Source organism: Chryseobacterium sp. POE27 (assembly GCF_039727685.1).
Lineage (GTDB): Bacteria > Bacteroidota > Bacteroidia > Flavobacteriales > Weeksellaceae > Chryseobacterium.
Map to the genome: position 1 here is coordinate 3453738 of NZ_CP152475.1, position 17442 is coordinate 3471179.

Below are 17442 nucleotides of genomic sequence, written 5' to 3' on the forward strand. Positions count from 1 at the left end.
ATGTTAGATATTAGAAGTTAGAAATTAGTAATACAAGGTCTGTTATCTAATGTCTGAAATCTGAAATCTGATTAAAATTTATTTTTCGTCTTTTTCACTGATTTCCTTAGCCATCGGATTGTCTAAAACTCTCAGTTCATCTTTAGGCTTTTCGTAGTGGTTCAATGAGATAACAGAATGTCTGTCGATATGTCTCGGACCTTCGATATTCCAGTCAGAAAGTTCTTTTCTTTCGAAACGACAAGTGTCACAGATAAATTCTTCAACTTCTCCCCACTGGTCTTTTCTTGCAGTAACTCTTACGATTTCGTCACCTTTCATCCAAACAACAGCTTTTCCTGAACATTTATCGCAATTACAAGAAGCGTTCATTGGCTTTGTAAACCAAACTCTGCTGGCAAAACGTGCTGTTCTGTCTGTTAATGCTCCAACCGGACAAACGTCGATTACGTTTCCGATGAAATCATTATCCAAAGCTTTATTCAAATAAGTTGAAATTTCGGCGTGGTCTCCTCTGAACAAAATTCCGTGCTCTCTTTCACCAGTTAATTGGTTTGCTGCTAATACACATCTTGCGCAAAGAATACAACGGTTCATATTCAATTTGATATGTGGACCAAGATCATCAGCTTCATAAGTATTTCTTTCGAATTCTGTTCTTGTGTTTTCAACGCCATGTTCATATCCTAGATCCTGAAGGTGGCATTCACCGGCCTGATCACAGATAGGGCAGTCTAATGGGTGATTAACCAATAAAAATTCGGTCACTGCTTTTCTGCCTTCCTGAGCTTTTTCGGAAGTAAGATTTTTCACTTCCATCCCATCCATTACATTTGTTCTGCAACTTGCAACCAACTTAGGCATAGGACGAGGATCCGCTTCAGACCCTTTAGATACCTCTACCAGGCAAGTTCTGCATCTTCCCCCACTGGTTTCCAATTTGCTGTAGTAGCACATTGCAGGAGGCACAGATTTTCCACCGATTTGTCTTGCTGCTTCCAGAATAGAAGTACCAGGCAAAACTTCAGTAGTCTGTCCGTCTATAGTTATTTTGAATTTTTTAACCTCTTCGCTCATATTCTATGCTTTTCGCTTAATTAAGCTATATATTTTTAAATATTTCTAAATTAAAATTATAAGTTTCAGTAAGTAGATAATCAATATGAATTTTAAATTCTTTAATATGATTGTCAAAATTTGGATAAGTTTGAATAATATGTTTAACCAAATTTTTATACTTATTATCTCTGTCTATTTGTTCACTTTTAGTCTCCTTTTTGAATGACTCAAAATCAAAATAATCAAATTCGTTCAAATCTTTATTCTGAGTTTTTAAAAATTGGCAAATCCAATCTTCAAAAGCTTTAGGACAAAGTGCAAAAATAAAATGATATTTTGTTTTATCCTTATAAATCTTGAAACTTCTTCCTTCTTTTATTTTTTCAAAGGTTTTTAAATTAGGGTTAAGTAATAAATCTTTTCTATCTTCATCTACAATTCCGATAAGAAATTCTCCTTTTACTTTATCAAATGCTTTGATTACTTCATTTTTATTTTTTTCTTTCCGGATACGTTTTTCATTTTGTAATAACTTTCCGAAAAAATATTTATCTGCAAAACATTCTACCGCAACAACCCTTTCCATCGTTAATTATTTTCCCAAAGACTGTCGAAGTTAAAAAACACATTCATTCCATATTCATAAACATCATCATTTTTATCGACATCTAATTTTTTTACTTCAGTTTTTCCATCCACATTATTTACCAGATAAATCTGTAAATTATTTCTGCTTTCCTCATCTCTTAGAAACTCTTGAATAATAAAATCACTGTGAGTAACCATAAAAAACTGATTGTTGTTTTTATTATACTTCACTTCATTAGTAAATTCTAAAATATAAGGTTCAAAACAATGAGCTTCTGGTTCTTCAAATAATAAAACAGAATCATAATTACTCATCATTGCAGCTTTATAAAATATTAACCTTTGAAGAGTATCTGCAATCATGTTATATGGAAGAATGAAAACAGTTCCATCTTGGTACTCTTTAAAAATCTTAATTTCATTAGTATTTTTTTCAATTAATAATTTCAAATTGTTTTCAATGAAAAATTTATTTACTGACTTTCTTAAATCAGAATGTGATGAAATTATTTGTCCTAAGTTTTCTCCAAAAGGATATGATAACGAAACCAAATTTATATTACTAATATTGGTTGATTTTAAGTTGAAAGAATACTTTTTAATATATGGTCTATATTCAAAAATACCATTTTTATTAGTTGAAGTTGACAAAGAACTTTTTAAAGATTGTAGTGAATTGTTGTTAAATCCGAAACTAGTATAATTTTTATCTAAACGAATTTTTATATGGTCATTTAAATTTCCATCAAAAAATAAATCAGAAATTTCATTAAATCTTACAATATCATTTAAATCATATTCTTTTAAATCATTATTTACATGAAATTTTAATCTTATTTTGTCATCCGTATTATACTGAAATACTGCCAGAGCTTCCAAAATATTACTCTTTCCAGCATTTGGCTTTCCTGCAAAAATATTTATTTTCTTGCAGCCGTCTATTTTCAAATCCTTAATAGATTTGAAATTGGAAATTTCAATATTTTGAATGTGTTGATTCACTCTTTTAATTATACTTCTTTGTGTTAAATGTATATCCGATTCCTGCAAGCACTTGTCCGAAAACAAAATCCTGACGGGCTTTATCCGGTTTATTGTTTAAGGTGGTTTTAATATCCCACATATTGATATATCCGGCTTTTGCCTCTGCTCTAAGCATCCAGTTTTTCCAGAAAACTAAGTTTAAACTGGATCTCAGGTCGGTTCCCATACCTGCAACGTGAAAACGGTCGCTTCTGTCATTACCAAAAAGTTTTACATTACTTTTCGGGAACATCACTCCCAATCCGGCTCCATAAGACCATACCAAATCTATATTTTTCTTATGAATAAGATTTTTGTATTTCTCAAGGCCTAAATTTTCATAATTAAGTCCGTCTGTATGCTCAAAAGTAAGAAATTCGCCATTAGATAAATCTATTTGACCATTCTGTACCATCGCCGCATATTTCGGATCTGAAATATGTCCTGAAAAATCAACCGTCTGATTTTGTTTCATCACATATTTCATGTGATCAATTCCAAGAACAAGTGCTAAATTATCTTTAATAAAATACCCTAGCCTGAAATTATATTGCGTCACTGTAAACCAGCTTGGATCAAAATATACAATTCCAAACTTTGTTGGTTTATCTCTTGCAGAAACATTATTTAACTGAAAATCATAACCGTTTCCGGTAAAATGAATATCAGAATTACTGAAAGCTCCTCTGTTCCATCCGTAAAAAACGAAAACCTGTCCTTTTTTGCTTAATGGTAAAGGCTTTTCTTTTTTTCAGCTTTAAATGGAGTAACCTCCAATTTATATTCTTTTTCTATTGTGTCTTTTTTGACTTGTCCGAAAGCAAACCCCGACATCATTAGACCGATTGCTAATATCTGTTTCATTTTAAGCATTATTCTCAACTGCAGGGATTGGGTCTGCATAATGAGCCAATCCGTAATTTTGTGTTAAACACAATTCAGGGTTTTTAACGTGCCATTCAAATTCATCTCTGAAATGACGGATTGCTGCTGCAACCGGCCAAGCCGCGGCGTCACCCAATGGGCAAATTGTATTTCCTTCGATCTTTCTCTGGATGTCCCAAAGCAGATCAATGTCCTCCATTTTTCCTTCTCCTTTCTCGATTTTCTTTAAAATCTTATACATCCATCCCGTTCCTTCACGACAAGGAGTACATTGTCCGCAACTTTCGTGATTATAGAATCTCGCTAAAGTCATGGTGTGTTCTACGATACACTGGTCTTCATCCAATACGATAAAACCTCCTGAACCCATCATGGTACCGGTGGCAAAACCACCGTCTGCCAATGATTCGTAGTTCATGTATCTTGGTTCTCCATTTACGGTTTTTAATAATAAATTAGCAGGAACAATCGGAACTGAGCTTCCTCCGGGGATACAAGCCTTTAATTTTTTTCCGTTTTTAATTCCGCCGCAATATTCTTCAGAGTAAATGAATTCTTCAACCGTAATGGTCATGTCGATTTCATAAACTCCTGGTTTATTGATGTTTCCACAAGCAGAAATTAATTTTGTACCTGTAGATCTTCCTACTCCTATTTTAGCGTATTCTGCTCCTGTAATATCAATAATCGGAACAATTGCAGCGATAGATTCAACGTTATTAACTACCGTTGGTCTTTCCCAAAGCCCTTTTACAGCCGGGAATGGCGGTTTTAATCTTGGATTTCCTCTTTTACCTTCAAGAGATTCAAGCAATGCAGTTTCTTCACCACAGATATAAGCTCCTGCACCTCTCTGAACATAAATTTCTAAATCAAAGCCGGTTCCTAAAATATTTTTACCTAAAAATCCTGCTGCTTTCGCTTCTTCAATTGCTTCTTCCAAAATATCAGGAATCCATGAATATTCTCCACGAATGTAGATATAAGAAGTGTTGGAACCTAAACAGTACGATGAAATGAGCATTCCTTCAATCAATAAATGAGGAAGAAATTCCATCAAATATCTGTCTTTGAAAGTTCCCGGTTCAGATTCATCGGCATTTACCACCAAGTGTCTTGGAACACCCTCCGGTTTTGCCAGAAAGCTCCATTTCATCCCGGTTGGGAATCCTGCTCCACCACGGCCACGAAGTCCTGAAGCTTTTACTTCTTCCAGAATTTCATCCGGTGTCATTTTCAAGGCTTTTTCAGCTGCTGTGTAACCTCCCTGTTTGCGGTAGGTTTCAAAGTAGCGGATTCCTTCTATATGTGCGTCTTTAAGTAAAAGTTTTTTACTCATTTTTATTTGCTTATTGCAATTGGCTTTTGGCTTCTTGCATTAATTAGTATTAAACGTTAAGTGAATAATTTAAAATCTAAAATCTAGAATTTAAAATTTCTATTAGCCCAAATTAACCTGTCCTTCTCTGCAAAGATCAAGGATTTCGTCAACTTTTTCTATCGTTAAATTTTCATGAAAGAATTTTCCTAACTGCATCATCGGGGCATATCCACAAGCGCCAAGACATTCAGCAGGTTTTAGTGTGAACATTCCGTCTTCCGTAGTTTCTCCGTCTTTAATGTTCAGTTTAGTCCTGATATGGTTAAGGATTTTTTCGCTTCCTGAAACCATGCAAGGTCCCGTTCTGCAAACTTCCAAAACATATTTACCTACCGGCTTCATATTGAACATCGTATAGAAAGTTGCAACCTCATATACTTCAATCGGTTTGATGCTCAATAGTTCCGCAACATAATCCATTACCGGAACGTCTAACCATCCTCCGAATTCTTTTTGTGCTATGTGAAGTACAGGAATAAGAGCCGATTTTTGTCTTCCCTCAGGATATCTTGCGATAATTTTGTGTACCTGTGCTAAACTTTCCGGTTTAAAAGCTATTGTTTCGCTCATATTTAAAGATTTTAGATTTTAGATTTTAGATTTTAGATGAAAATCGTGTTCTAAAAATCTTATCAATTTTATAATTTTATTTTTAATAAATTTTAGATTAATTTAAAACTCATAATCTAAAATTTATAATTTCTTATGCGTCTAATTCTCCCGCAATAATATTCATACTACACATGGTTACGATCGCATCAGAAATTACAGAACCTGTAATCATCTCCGGATATGCCTGATAGTAGATAAAACAGGGTCTTCTGAAATGCAGTCTGTAAGGACTTCTTCCGCCATCACTCACCAAATAGAATCCTAATTCTCCGTTTCCACCTTCTACAGCGTGGTAAACTTCACCTTTAGGGACATCAGTTTCTCCCATTACGATTTTGAAATGGTAGATCAAAGCTTCCATTTTCTGATAAACATCTGCCTTTTCAGGAAGATAAAAATCAGGAACATCCGCGTGGAAAGGTCCTTCAGGAAGATTTTCGTATGCTTGTTTGATGATTTTGATGGATTCCCAGATCTCTTGTTGACGAACCATAAAACGGTCGTATGTATCACCGGAGGTTCCTACAGGAATAATAAAGTCGAAATCTTCATAAGAAGAATAAGGCTGTGCAACTCTTACGTCATAATCTACGCCGGTTGCCCTTAGGTTTGGACCTGTAAAACCATAGCTTAATGCTCTTTCTGCAGAAATTCCTCCCGCTCCTATGGTTCTGTCCATGAAAATTCTGTTTCTTTCCAATAAAGTACAGAATTCTTTGAATCTTGGCGGGAAAGTCTTAAGGAAATCCTTGATCAACTCGTGGAATTTCGGTGTGAAATCTCTTTCAAAACCTCCGATTCTTCCCATATTAGTCGTCATTCTCGCTCCACAGATCTGCTCGTACATATCGTAAATACGCTCTCTTTCGATGAACATGTAGGTAAGACCGGTAATTGCTCCTGAGTCCATCCCGGTTACACCATTACAAATAAGGTGGTCACCGATTCTTGCCAATTCCATTAAAATGACCCGCATATAATCTACACGTTTTGGAACTTCAACGCCAATCAGCTTTTCAACGGTCATGTGCCAACCCAGATTATTAATAGGTGCAGAACAGTAATTCATACGGTCGGTAAGGGTAGTAATCTGAGAATAGTTTCTTCTTTCCGAAATTTTCTCAAATGCTCTGTGGATATATCCCACCGTTTGCTCCGCGTGAAGGATTCTTTCTCCGTCCATCGTTAAGACATTCTGGAAAATCCCGTGCGTTGCAGGGTGAGTAGGGCCTAAATTGAGGGTATATAATTGTCCGTCAATCTGTTCCTTGCTGTCGTATTGGTTAAGTATATTAGATAATGAGTTATCTTTCATAATTTAAATGCTTTAGGCTATAGGCTATAGGCTTTAAGCTTATTGCTTACTGCTTACTGCTTATTGCATTATATTTTATCTTCCGAACATGCTATCGTTCTTATCGGTTCTTGTTCCGTCCTCCAAACGATATTCCTTCAACATAGGATGATATCCAAGATCTTCCATATTCAAAATAGGTCTCAGATCCGGATGTCCTTTAAATTTAATTCCATAGAAATCAAAAGTTTCTCTCTCCATCCAGTTGGCCCCGGCGTATAATTCTACAAGAGAATCAACCTCGATATTTTCTCTGGACATAAAGATTTTAAGACGCAATCTGAAGTTTGTCATCATATTATGAAGGTGATAAACCACTCCGATTTCTTTTTCAGGATATTCCGGGTAATGGATTCCACAAACATCTGTAAGGAAATTGATTTCTAAAGATGAATCTTTAAGATAGTGAATTATCTTCTTTAAATCTTCCTTTTTCACCTCAATTGTCAGCATTCCATAAGGTTCTGAACTCGAAATTACAGACTCCGGAAATTCTCTTGTAATTGCTTCTAATACAAATTCGTTTGTCATTTCCGTTAGTTGCTTATGTTGTAAGAATCTAATAATTTCTGGTATTCAGGCATATCTCTTCTTCTGATGCTTTCGCTTTCTGCCAAAGCCTGAACCTGCATTACGCCTTCAATGATCTGCTCCGGTCTTGGAGGACACCCCGGAACATAAACGTCTACCGGAATAATTTTATCGATACCCTGTAACACAGAATAGGTATCAAAAATACCACCGCTGGAAGCACAGGCTCCCACTGCTACCACCCATTTCGGCTCTGCCATCTGAGTGTAAACTTCTTTTAGGACAGGTCCTAATTTTTTAGATATAGTTCCGCAAACCATCAGCATATCTGCCTGTCTTGGCGAGAAAGAGTTTCTTTCCATACCAAATCTTGAGGCATCATAGGTTGGGTTCAGGGTAGCCATAAACTCGATACCACAACAAGAGGTTGCAAAAGGCAACGGCCAAAGCGAAAACTTTCTTGCCATCCCGATTACACTGCTCAGTTTCGTTGCGAAAAACCCTTCTCCTTCAAATCCTTCCGGAGCAGGTGCATCTGTTCTTATTACTGGTTTGTTATCTGACATTTTAGTAGATTTTAGATTTTAAATTTTAGATTCTAAATTATTGTTAATGTTAACTTTAATTAAAAATCACCATCTAAAATTTTTAATTTAAAATTTTTATTTTTTTTATTTATCCCAGTCTAGTGCGCCACGTTTCCAGACATAGAAAAATGCCATAAAGAAAATCGCCACAAAGGTAAGAACGGCAAGGAATCCTTCCATCCCGAATTCTCTGAAGTTGACCGCATACGGATAAAAAAATACGATTTCAATATCGAACAATACGAATAATACCGCCGTCAAAAAGTATTTAATTGAAAACGGTGTTCTTGCATTCCCTTCTACCGGGACTCCACACTCCCAGCTTTGGTTTTTCACAGAATTTCCTTTTTTCTGTTTCGGACCTAAAAAATGCGCTCCAAGCAAAGAAATGGCTACGAAACCTATCGCAACACCTGCTTGTATAAGGATTGGAATATAACTTTCAGGTAAATTCATTTTTGCATTATTATCTCAATTTGCAAATTTAGCGAATAAACAAGAAAGCATGAAATTTATCGGGTTAAAAGTCGCTTCAAAATGAAGAAAACTCATAATTTAGAATGAATAAAAATAATGCTTATTTTCTCATTTTTTTTAAGAGAGAAAACGCCATAAAAGAAATATAAGCAAACAGTATACTTGCATAGATGATATTAATGGCAGTATCGGTTCTGTCGTCTCCTGACTGCAGAAAAATATTAAAAATGATGAATCCTGCGATTAAAACTCCAAAAATAATAAGATGGATTTTCATAAATTAAAAGACTGGATAAGTCTACTTTTTTTGGTTTGAAAGAAAATTATTTGATATTTAAAGAATATGTGCGTCTTCTTTTATGGTTAACAGGATTGTAATCCTGCCACAAAAGCTGAACACTTTTGTTTTCTTCCAATTCAGGATTCGTTTCCAGATATTTTACTCCTTTTTTTCTTAAAAGTTTCCATATCTCTTTAAAAATAATGGAAGTAACGCCTCTTCGCTGATAATCAGGATGAATTCCTATTAAATAAAAATTTGCCCGGTCGTTTTTCTTTCCGGCTTTCAAAAAATGCCACCATCCAAAAGGTAAAAGTTTTCCTCCTGATTTTTGTAAAGCTATTGAATACGAAGGCATTGTAATAGCAAAGGCGACGAGCTGATCTGCGTCATCAGCAACACACACAATATAATCTTTATCAATTAACTTAAAATATTTTTCCTTGTATGTTTTTCGCTGTTCATCGGAAATAGGAGTGTATGTAGATAAATGCTTGTAGGTTTCATCCAGAAGGTCAAACATGGGATCAACATATTCAATAATCTCTTCTTTTGATTTGAAGTTTAAAACTTTAAGCTTATATTTTTGCGATATTAATTCATTGAATTTGTGGATTTTATCAGGAAGTATTTCCGGGAATTGAAGTTCGAATTCTACCCATTCCTTTTCTTTTGTTAAACCTAATTGTTCAAGATGTTTTGGATAATATTCATGATTGTAAATTCCGATCATCGTTGCCAACTTGTCGAATCCTAAAGTCAGCATTCCTGCTTTGTCAAGATTAGTGAAGCCCATCGGGCCTTCTATTTTGTCAATGCTTTTTTCTTTGGCGTAATTTATGACGGTGTCAATTAGGGCTTTAGATACTTCGAAGTCATCAATAAAATCAATCCATCCGAAACGGACTTTTTTTATTCCCAGTTCTCTTTCTTCTTTGTGATTGATCATTACTGCAATTCTGCCTGCAATTTTGTCTTCTTTAAAAGCCAGGAACTGTTTAGATTCAGAATATTGCATAGCCGGATTTTCAGCCGGATTCCAGATATTGATTTCATCATTAATGAATGACGGAACGTAATATGGATTGTTCTTATATAGATCCATAGGAAACCTGACGAATTGCTTTAACTGAGCAGCGTTTGTTACTTCAATTACTGAAACTTTAGACATAGTTTTAAAGGCAAATTAATAAGCAAATATAACCAATTAAATGTAATACTTTGGCACAGTTTTTACATCTTGTTGTGTGAAAATATATTGTAAAGTTACTAAGATGAATGGGTATTATCTGATTATTATTGTTTCAATGGCTGTGAGCTGGTATGTCTCATGGAAATTGAAATCGAAATTTGAATTTTATTCTAAAGTACACCTCAGAAATGGACTTTCCGGAAAAGAAATCGCTGAAAGAATGCTTAAAGATAGCGGGATTAATGATGTTCAGGTAATTTCTGTTCCCGGACAACTGACGGATCATTATAATCCTGAAAATAAAACAGTCAATCTTTCTGAGGCTGTTTATATGCAGAGAAATGCCGCCGCCGCCGCCGTTGCAGCGCACGAATGTGGACACGCTGTACAGCATAAAGTGGGATATTCTATGTTGCAGTTGCGGTCGAAATTAGTGCCGGTTGTGCAGATAAGTTCAAATCTGATGCAGTTTGTGGTGATCGCAGGAGTCATGATTATGATTGCGACCCGATCTATTGAAAATCCTACGGGAAACAGACTGGTGCTGGCAATAGGAGTAATAATGTTTGCGTTCACCACGCTGTTTGCATTTATAACGCTTCCTGTAGAATACGATGCCAGCAACAGAGCAATGAAATGGCTCAGAGATACGGGTACTGTGACGACTGAAGAGTATGTAGGAGTGAAAGACAGTTTAAAATGGGCTGCGAGAACTTATGTAGTGGCGGCAATTGGTTCACTTGCGCAACTGCTTTACTGGGCATCACTTCTTATGGGAGGAAGGAGAAATTAATTATCTTTAAAATTAAAAATAATATGCTGCATCTCGGACAATTTGTCTGAGATGCTTTCTTTTTGTGACAGTTTCAGAGAAGCGGTGACAAGACACTGTTCATTGGCGTCGAAATTTGTCACTTTCGCATCATATTTTGATAGTAAGGTGAAAATAATATTCTGCTGGTTGAAATTGAACGTAATTTCTATAGAGGTTTCCAGTTCTTTTGTGACAATCCGGGCTTCTTCCAAAGTAATTTTAGCACACTCTTTATACGCTTTTACTAAGCCGGAAACTCCTAGTTTTGTTCCACCGTAATAACGAACTGAAATCACCAGAACATTGGTAATTTCATGAGCCAATAATTGATTGTAAATAGGAAGGCCTGCACTTCCGGAAGGTTCTCCGTCATCGTTGGCCCGATAATTTTCACCATTTAATCCGATTCTGAATGCATAACAATGATGTGTAGCTTTCGGATGTTCTAAGCGTATTTTTTCTAAAGCGTTTTTTAGCTCTTCCTCATTATTTACAGGAAAAGCAAATCCGATAAATTTGCTGCCTTTTTCTTTTAATAATATATTTTCGACCGGAAATTCTATCGTTTTGAAATTGAACATAATTAAAAACTAACTTGCTTTACATTAAATTTCCAAAGTTAAAACTTTTTCAAAATACATTTTTATAATAAACACAAAAGAGAACCGAAGTTCTCTTTAATTTCATTAGTAAGGAAAATTCTCTTCCCGGTTATCTATATTCGATATCTGAAAACTAAAATATCATAATTCAACACCCGGAGTAGCACAGGCTTGGTCAAGCGGCACACATTTACCGTTGCAGTTATAATAAAGATGGGGATTGCATGGGCAAACCATTTGATTGAGTACAATGTCAAAATAACAGCTTGGAATTCCTCCGCTTACTGATTTCAGTTCTCTCTTTGAAAGTTTTCTTAAATTTTTCATGATGTATAGGTTTTTAAGTTGATCATGAAGTTACGAATTAATTTCAAAGTATAGTGATGTTTTTAAAATATTTATTGTGTTAAATGTTGATTACTAAAGTATTATCTTTTTTTATAGAACTCAATGACGTTGTCTCTGAATTCTTCCTTTCTGAATGGTTTAAGGTCCTTAATTAATGGAGCTTCTGTACCATTATTAAGTTTAAGATTTTCATTTTTTATAATAATTGCTTCGTCCCAAAGCCCTTTATTGATGAACTGTTGTAACGTGAATCTTCCGCCTTCAATAATCACCGACTGGATCTGTTCTTTGTATAGAACATTCATCAGCTCATTCAGGAAATTTTCTTTTCTGATTTTGATAAACTTTATATTTCCCTGCTCTTCTTCCTTGATTGTATTTATAATCAATGTTTTCGCTTCCTGATTGTAAATATTGAAAGTTTCCGGAACTTTCAGTTCAAAATCAATGAGAATTCTTACAGGGTTTTTGCCCTCTATATTTCTCACTGTTAGGCCTGGATTGTCGTTTAAAGCAGTTTGTGTTCCTACAAGAATGGCGTGTTCATCGGCTCTAAGTTGATGAACAAACTGATTCACTATAGAATTTGAAATTGAATAAGGTTTAAAATCTTTATCTAAAAATCCATCGCCGGATTGTGCCCATTTCAGAATAATGTAAGGTCTTTTTTTCTCGTGATAAGTGAAAAATCTTTTATTTAAATCCAGACACTCTTTTTCTAAAATCCCTGAGACAACTTCAATTCCGGCGTCCTGAATGATTTTTTTTCCCTTTCCGTTCACTTTGTCGTGAGAATCCATTGCGCCGATTACGACTCTCCTGAATCCCAATTCTTTAATTTTCAATGCACACGGAGGTGTTTTTCCATAATGTGCGCAAGGTTCCAGCGACACATAGATGGTAGATTCAGGAAGTAGGGATTTGTCTTTAACAGAGTTGATCGCATTGATTTCAGCATGGTTTTCACCGGCTCTATGATGATATCCTTCCCCGATAATTTTGTTATTATGCACAATAACACTTCCTACCAGCGGGTTTGGGTAAGTTTTTCCAAGAGCTTTACTAGCAAGCTCTATGCATCTTTTTATATAAAATTCGTCCTGCATATTGAATGAAAAAGGCGAAGACAAATTGCTTTGCTCCGCCTTTTTAGATTTTAAATTGTATTATTCTCCGGCAATAATGCTGTGAAGATTTTGTTTTAACGTTTCCAGATGAGCTTTTTTTCCATCAATCGATTCAAAAGTTTCTCTCAATAAAGGATTTTCTCTTGATGGATTTTTAAAGAATGCCAGATTATTTTCCAGCTTCACGATTTCAGCTTCAAGATCTGAGATCTGGTTTTTGATTTTTCGTGCTTTATCCGTCAGTTGGTTTTCAGATAAACCTTCTTCCTTCAGTTCCAGTTCATTGATCTTATTAAGTTTCAATTTTTCTCTCAGCGTTTTGTTGAATTCTGTATTGATTGAAATTTTATCTCTTGGAACTTTTCCGATATTATTCCATGCTGTTTTGATGGCTTCAATTCTTTCGATGCTTCCTTCTTCGTTGCTTACTGTTTTAAGATCTTCAAGAATCGCCTTTTTCTGCTTGTAGTTTTCTTTCCAGTTATCGGTAGAGGCATTGCTTTTATCTCTGTAATTGTTGAAAAAAGCGTTGCATGCATCACGAAATTCATCCCAGATTTTATTCGTCATGCTTTTCGGAACATGCCCGATTTTTTTCCAGTCTTCCTGAAGCTTTTTAAACAACGGAACAGCAATGTCCCATTCTTCATTGTTCTGATTGTCTTTTGCTGTCTGGATTAATTTTAATTTTTCCTCAAGATTAGACTGTTGAGAACCTTTTAGTGATTTGTAATAAGTATTTTTTGTAGTGTTAAAAGCGCGCAGCGTCGTCTTAAAATCATTCCAGTTCTGGTTAGAAAGTTTTCTCGGAACGCTTCCTGTTTTCAGAAATTCTGAGCGCAGTTCTTCAACTCTTTTGATCGAATTCTGCCAGTAACTGTGGTTTGGATTTTCAGACGGTTCCGAAAGTTTTTTTATTTCTGCGATAATCTGATTTTTCTTTTCAAGATTTTCGTTTTGTTCCGTTTCTATTGCTGCTGAAAGCTCAGATTTTCTTTCATGGATTTTATTGGAAATTTCTTTAAATTCTTCCCAAGTTTTTTCACGGAATTCTTCAGCTACCGGCTCAGCTTCTTCCTTCCAGAGTTTATGAAGGTATTGCAGCTCATTGAGTGCCTTCTGAATAACAGGTTCATGCTCAAGCTGCTTTGCACGTTCGATAATATGCTGTCTTTTTTCGAGATTATGACTGTATTCCTGCTCAAGAAATTCTTTATTTAAATCTAACATTTGATAAAATTGATTCAAATGATGGAAATAATTGTTGTTAAGAATTTTGAATTCAGATTTGGCAACCTGACCTGCATGAGACCAGTCTTCCTTGATTTCTCTTATCGACTTGAAAAGATTGGTTCCCGGCTCTGAGTTTGTATAAAGATTTTTAAGTCTTTCAATAATATTCTGGCGATGCTCAAGATTTTTCTTCTGCTCTTCTTCCTGGCCTTTTTGGTAATTGTCATGCTTTTCTCTGAAAATATTTACCAAAGCTGAAAATCTTGCCTGGGCAGGATGCTCATAGCTGAAATTTTCGGGAGCGTTTCCTGCATCTGTGTACTCGTGTTTTTTGTCTTCCACTTCATCGTGGATGTAATGACTTGCTTTTTCTTTTAGCTGATTAAACCTTTTAAAATCTTCACCGGCATTAGGTGCATTGATGATTTTTTCCATTTCCTTCAAAGCGTCGGCCAGAGAGATATCGGCCTCTTCATGTTCTTCTTCATGTTCATTTTCGTCATGGGTGACATTCTCTTCCTTAGGTTCGGCATTTTCTGAAGTTTCTTCCTGAGGTGTTGGGTTAGAATTCTTATTTTCCTCGTTTTCAGAAAGATTGTTTTCTGTAATCATAGCAAATCGTTTATTGTGAGTGGCATTTAAATATATCTTCTAAATATATAGTAAAAAAGCCAATTATAGTACTAATTTATGTTATTTTTTTTGAAAATTCCAAATTTCCCATGCTTTTTCTGCTTGCTGTTCAAGCATATAGTATCCATTCACGGTTTTGGCTCCTTTTTCAGCTGCTTTGATGATAAATTGTGTATAGTTTGGATTATAAATCAGGTCAATAACCAAATGATCTTTTGTTAAACCATTAAATGGAAATTCCAGGCAGTCGTCTACATTGGGGAAAGTTCCGACAGGTGTACACTGAATGATGATTTTATTGTTTTCGACAGTTTCGTTGGTCAGGTTTTCGAAATTGATTTCTGTTTTTCTTGAGACTGTAACAGAAGGAATATTATGTTTATCCAAAACATATTTCACGGCTTTTGCAGCTCCGCCGTTCCCTAAAATGATGGCTGAATTCTGATGGGCTTTTTTATGGAGCAGCAACGTTTTTTCAAATCCGAAAGCGTCAGTATTATATCCTGTTTTTTTTCCATTCTCGATTAACACACAATTTACGGCCCCAATTTTTTTCGGCTTCATCACTCAAGCTATCCAGATAACCGATGATTTTTTCTTTGTAAGGAATTGTGACATTAAACCCTAAAAGGCCGGGAGCTGAAAAAAGATCATCAACTTCATTAATTTCCATTAAATCAAAAATGTTGTAGGAATAACCTTTTAGCATGAGTTTGTGAAACTTGTCTTCAAAGAATTTTTTAGAGAAAGAATAAGAAATATTTCTTCCGATCAACCCTAATTTTTTGTTGGAATCCATAGTATAAAAATAAAAAAAAGACCGGACAAAACCGGTCTTTGTTGCAAAATATTTTCAAATCTTATTCAACGATAAATTTTGTAGAATAAGAATCTGTTGTAAGGATGTAATTTCCTTTTGATAACCCTTTAAGATTTATTTTATTTGAATTTCTGAAAGGGTTTTCTATCGTCTCAATTAACTTTCCTGAAAGGTCATAGATCTGCGCTTTTGAAATTTTATTAAGGTTTTCACCTTTTACAAAAAGCTCATTGTTTTTTACAGGATTAGGATAAATGGAAAAAATAGGCTTATTTTTAGAATTTTCAACAATTCCCAGCACTCCGGCGCATGTCCAGCTCACATCATCAATGGCAACTCTTGGTCCGCTTGTACTTGTTGTAGGATTTGTAATTTTGATAACTACATTTCCTGTTGCATTAATATTGTTGATTGTAGTGGTAGTGGTAGTATTTGCTACTGCATTGTAAGGAACTGTACCTACCTGAACGCCATTTACTTCAATATTTAAAACTCCTGCACCGCTTCCGAATTTTAAAGAAGCTGTAACGGTAAGACTTTGAATACCTCCTGAAAATGAAGAACTTGTTAAGTTGCCGATTCTTAAAGTAATTGCCTTTCCATTAATAGTTTGATCTGTTCTTGCGTCTGTTGCATTCCATGTGATGCCGTTGTTAGTCCATGTTCTGGTTGTGTAATTGTTTGCGCTTGCAGGAATGTTGCTGAAATCTTCTGTTCCGCACACGGTTCCTGTCTGACCACCTGAAAGAGTAGTTTCCGTAACCGTATTACTTTGTGCTGAAGAATTTCCGCTTGTATCTTTAGCAATCACATAAAAACTGTAAGTTGTTGAAGGTGTCAACCCATAAACAGTCGCTGTAGTTCCTGTAACGGTTGTATTTAAAACACCGTTCTTGTAAACATCATAGGCTGCAACACCAAGATTGTCTGTAGAAGCTGTCCAGCTTAAAGAAATTGAATTTGCCGTAGGGGTATTTGCTGCTAAATTGGTCGGTGCGGTCGGTGCCTCCGTGTCCACAACTGGAGTTCCCCAGATTTCGTTAACATATTCTGGATGATCAATATAGGGATTTCTGTTTCCCTGATATAAGTAAGATGCGTTGTTTCGGGCAATTTCTGTTTGTGAAACCGGGTCTAATGTGTTCCAGGCTAAGAGCTGGTTAAGTTCCCATGTCTGTAATCCAGGGAAAGCAGAGCCTCCCAGTATATTCCCTGTAGAAAAACCTGAAAGCTGAGATTCATATCTTGTTATAAAATAAAAAATCATTCTTGCGATATCTCCTTTGAAAGCGTCAACAGGTTCGAAAACGATTCCTGAATATCCTGGCGAAACGGAATTACCTACTTTTGAACCATTCTGAGAAGTGAACGTTGAATTTCCTACGATTCCGAACGGATAGTTTGATCTCATTCCATTTACCTTTCCGTCAGTTGGTCTGATGAAATGAATATCTGAAACCATTGGTGCGGTACTGTTGAAAAGACTTTGTGGAACAACGTGCTCTCTGTTGTAGCAATCACCCTCTACGCCATAAGTTCCACATTGATTTGTACCATAAGTATAGGTGTAAGGATCGGTTCCGTTGGGGTTTTCAGAATACATGTCCAGAATTGTTCCGTCATTTTCATATCCCGAAATTCCTGCGATGTTATCGCGGTCTGTTGTCTGGTAGCCGGTCCATAATCCGCCATAGCCATGGTCTACGTGTCCGGATGTAATGATGTCTTTAAGTTTAGTTTTTAATGCTGCTCCGGAAAGACCGGTAGTACCGTCGTAATATCCCGTAGGAATCTGAGCAAATGTACTGATGAAGACAAAGCTCATTAATAAAGAGAATAAAATACGTTTCATTTTTTTTAAATTTGGTCGGTAAAAGTAAAAAAAAATGTACGTGT

General features: G+C 35.5%; 19 protein-coding genes and 1 pseudogene. 1 reads left to right on the forward strand and 19 read right to left on the reverse strand.

From position 1 onward, the window contains the following. Nucleotides 1–78: 78 nt before the first annotated feature. From AAHI02_RS16490 to AAHI02_RS16550, 13 genes are all read right to left on the reverse strand, one after another. Nucleotides 79–1077 (reverse strand): 2Fe-2S iron-sulfur cluster-binding protein, encoded by a 999-nt coding sequence (locus tag AAHI02_RS16490; protein WP_089856701.1) that lies wholly within the window; start codon nucleotides 1075–1077, stop codon nucleotides 79–81. Between the two features lie 25 nt (nucleotides 1078–1102). Then, nucleotides 1103–1645, reverse strand: coding sequence for a hypothetical protein (locus AAHI02_RS16495; RefSeq protein WP_346984171.1), 543 nt, complete (start codon nucleotides 1643–1645; stop codon nucleotides 1103–1105). A 2-nt stretch (nucleotides 1646–1647) separates the two neighbouring features. Continuing rightward, complete coding sequence (locus AAHI02_RS16500; RefSeq protein WP_346984172.1) at nucleotides 1648–2649, reverse strand: AAA family ATPase; 1002 nt, start codon at nucleotides 2647–2649, stop codon at nucleotides 1648–1650. Between the two features lie 4 nt (nucleotides 2650–2653). Next, nucleotides 2654–3229, reverse strand: a complete 576-nt coding sequence (locus AAHI02_RS16505; protein WP_346984173.1) for a hypothetical protein — start codon at nucleotides 3227–3229, stop codon at nucleotides 2654–2656. 167 nt (nucleotides 3230–3396) lie between these two features. Next, entirely contained in the window at nucleotides 3397–3534 is a 138-nt protein-coding gene (locus AAHI02_RS16510) for a hypothetical protein (RefSeq protein ID WP_346984174.1), read from the reverse strand. Between the two features lies 1 nt (nucleotide 3535). Beyond that, entirely contained in the window at nucleotides 3536–4894 is a 1359-nt protein-coding gene (gene nuoF, locus AAHI02_RS16515; RefSeq protein WP_346984175.1) for an NADH-quinone oxidoreductase subunit NuoF, read from the reverse strand. 102 nt (nucleotides 4895–4996) lie between these two features. Beyond that, the gene (locus tag AAHI02_RS16520) at nucleotides 4997–5506 is read right to left on the reverse strand and encodes an NAD(P)H-dependent oxidoreductase subunit E (protein ID WP_346984176.1); all 510 of its coding nucleotides are present in this window, start codon (nucleotides 5504–5506) and stop codon (nucleotides 4997–4999) included. Between the two features lie 133 nt (nucleotides 5507–5639). Next, a complete protein-coding gene (gene nuoD / locus AAHI02_RS16525) occupies nucleotides 5640–6863 on the reverse strand; it encodes an NADH dehydrogenase (quinone) subunit D (protein WP_042723044.1) in 1224 nt (407 codons plus the stop codon). A 75-nt stretch (nucleotides 6864–6938) separates the two neighbouring features. Further along, complete coding sequence (locus tag AAHI02_RS16530) at nucleotides 6939–7433, reverse strand: NADH-quinone oxidoreductase subunit C (protein WP_346984177.1); 495 nt, start codon at nucleotides 7431–7433, stop codon at nucleotides 6939–6941. A 5-nt stretch (nucleotides 7434–7438) separates the two neighbouring features. Continuing rightward, nucleotides 7439–7999, reverse strand: coding sequence for an NADH-quinone oxidoreductase subunit B (locus tag AAHI02_RS16535; protein ID WP_047397471.1), 561 nt, complete (start codon nucleotides 7997–7999; stop codon nucleotides 7439–7441). Between the two features lie 105 nt (nucleotides 8000–8104). Continuing rightward, on the reverse strand, nucleotides 8105–8476 hold the full coding sequence (locus AAHI02_RS16540) for an NADH-quinone oxidoreductase subunit A (RefSeq protein ID WP_027380112.1): 372 nt from the start codon (nucleotides 8474–8476) through the stop codon (nucleotides 8105–8107). Nucleotides 8477–8597: 121 nt separating this feature from the next. Continuing rightward, nucleotides 8598–8774 (reverse strand): hypothetical protein, encoded by a 177-nt coding sequence (locus tag AAHI02_RS16545; protein ID WP_346984178.1) that lies wholly within the window; start codon nucleotides 8772–8774, stop codon nucleotides 8598–8600. A 46-nt stretch (nucleotides 8775–8820) separates the two neighbouring features. Beyond that, nucleotides 8821–9948, reverse strand: a complete 1128-nt coding sequence (locus AAHI02_RS16550; protein WP_346984179.1) for a GNAT family N-acetyltransferase — start codon at nucleotides 9946–9948, stop codon at nucleotides 8821–8823. 103 nt (nucleotides 9949–10051) lie between these two features. Here AAHI02_RS16550 and AAHI02_RS16555 point away from each other — a divergent pair, with 103 nt between their 5' ends. Then, entirely contained in the window at nucleotides 10052–10762 is a 711-nt protein-coding gene (locus tag AAHI02_RS16555) for a zinc metallopeptidase (RefSeq protein WP_346984180.1), read from the forward strand. Here the strand turns inward: AAHI02_RS16555 and AAHI02_RS16560 are convergent. From AAHI02_RS16560 to AAHI02_RS16585, 6 genes and pseudogenes are all read right to left on the reverse strand, one after another. Continuing rightward, nucleotides 10759–11364 (reverse strand): YigZ family protein, encoded by a 606-nt coding sequence (locus AAHI02_RS16560; RefSeq protein WP_346984181.1) that lies wholly within the window; start codon nucleotides 11362–11364, stop codon nucleotides 10759–10761. The two genes, AAHI02_RS16555 and AAHI02_RS16560, sit on opposite strands and share 4 nt — an antisense overlap. 162 nt (nucleotides 11365–11526) lie before the next feature. Continuing rightward, entirely contained in the window at nucleotides 11527–11712 is a 186-nt protein-coding gene (locus AAHI02_RS16565; protein ID WP_346984182.1) for a hypothetical protein, read from the reverse strand. A 101-nt stretch (nucleotides 11713–11813) separates the two neighbouring features. Next, on the reverse strand, nucleotides 11814–12839 hold the full coding sequence (ribD, locus tag AAHI02_RS16570) for a bifunctional diaminohydroxyphosphoribosylaminopyrimidine deaminase/5-amino-6-(5-phosphoribosylamino)uracil reductase RibD (protein ID WP_346984183.1): 1026 nt from the start codon (nucleotides 12837–12839) through the stop codon (nucleotides 11814–11816). 60 nt (nucleotides 12840–12899) lie between these two features. Continuing rightward, entirely contained in the window at nucleotides 12900–14705 is a 1806-nt protein-coding gene (locus AAHI02_RS16575; protein WP_346984184.1) for a DUF349 domain-containing protein, read from the reverse strand. Nucleotides 14706–14786: 81 nt separating this feature from the next. Beyond that, nucleotides 14787–15525 (reverse strand): annotated as a pseudogene (locus tag AAHI02_RS16580) (shikimate dehydrogenase). Between the two features lie 61 nt (nucleotides 15526–15586). Continuing rightward, the gene (locus tag AAHI02_RS16585; RefSeq protein ID WP_346984185.1) at nucleotides 15587–17398 is read right to left on the reverse strand and encodes an endonuclease; all 1812 of its coding nucleotides are present in this window, start codon (nucleotides 17396–17398) and stop codon (nucleotides 15587–15589) included. Nucleotides 17399–17442: the final 44 nt, after the last annotated feature.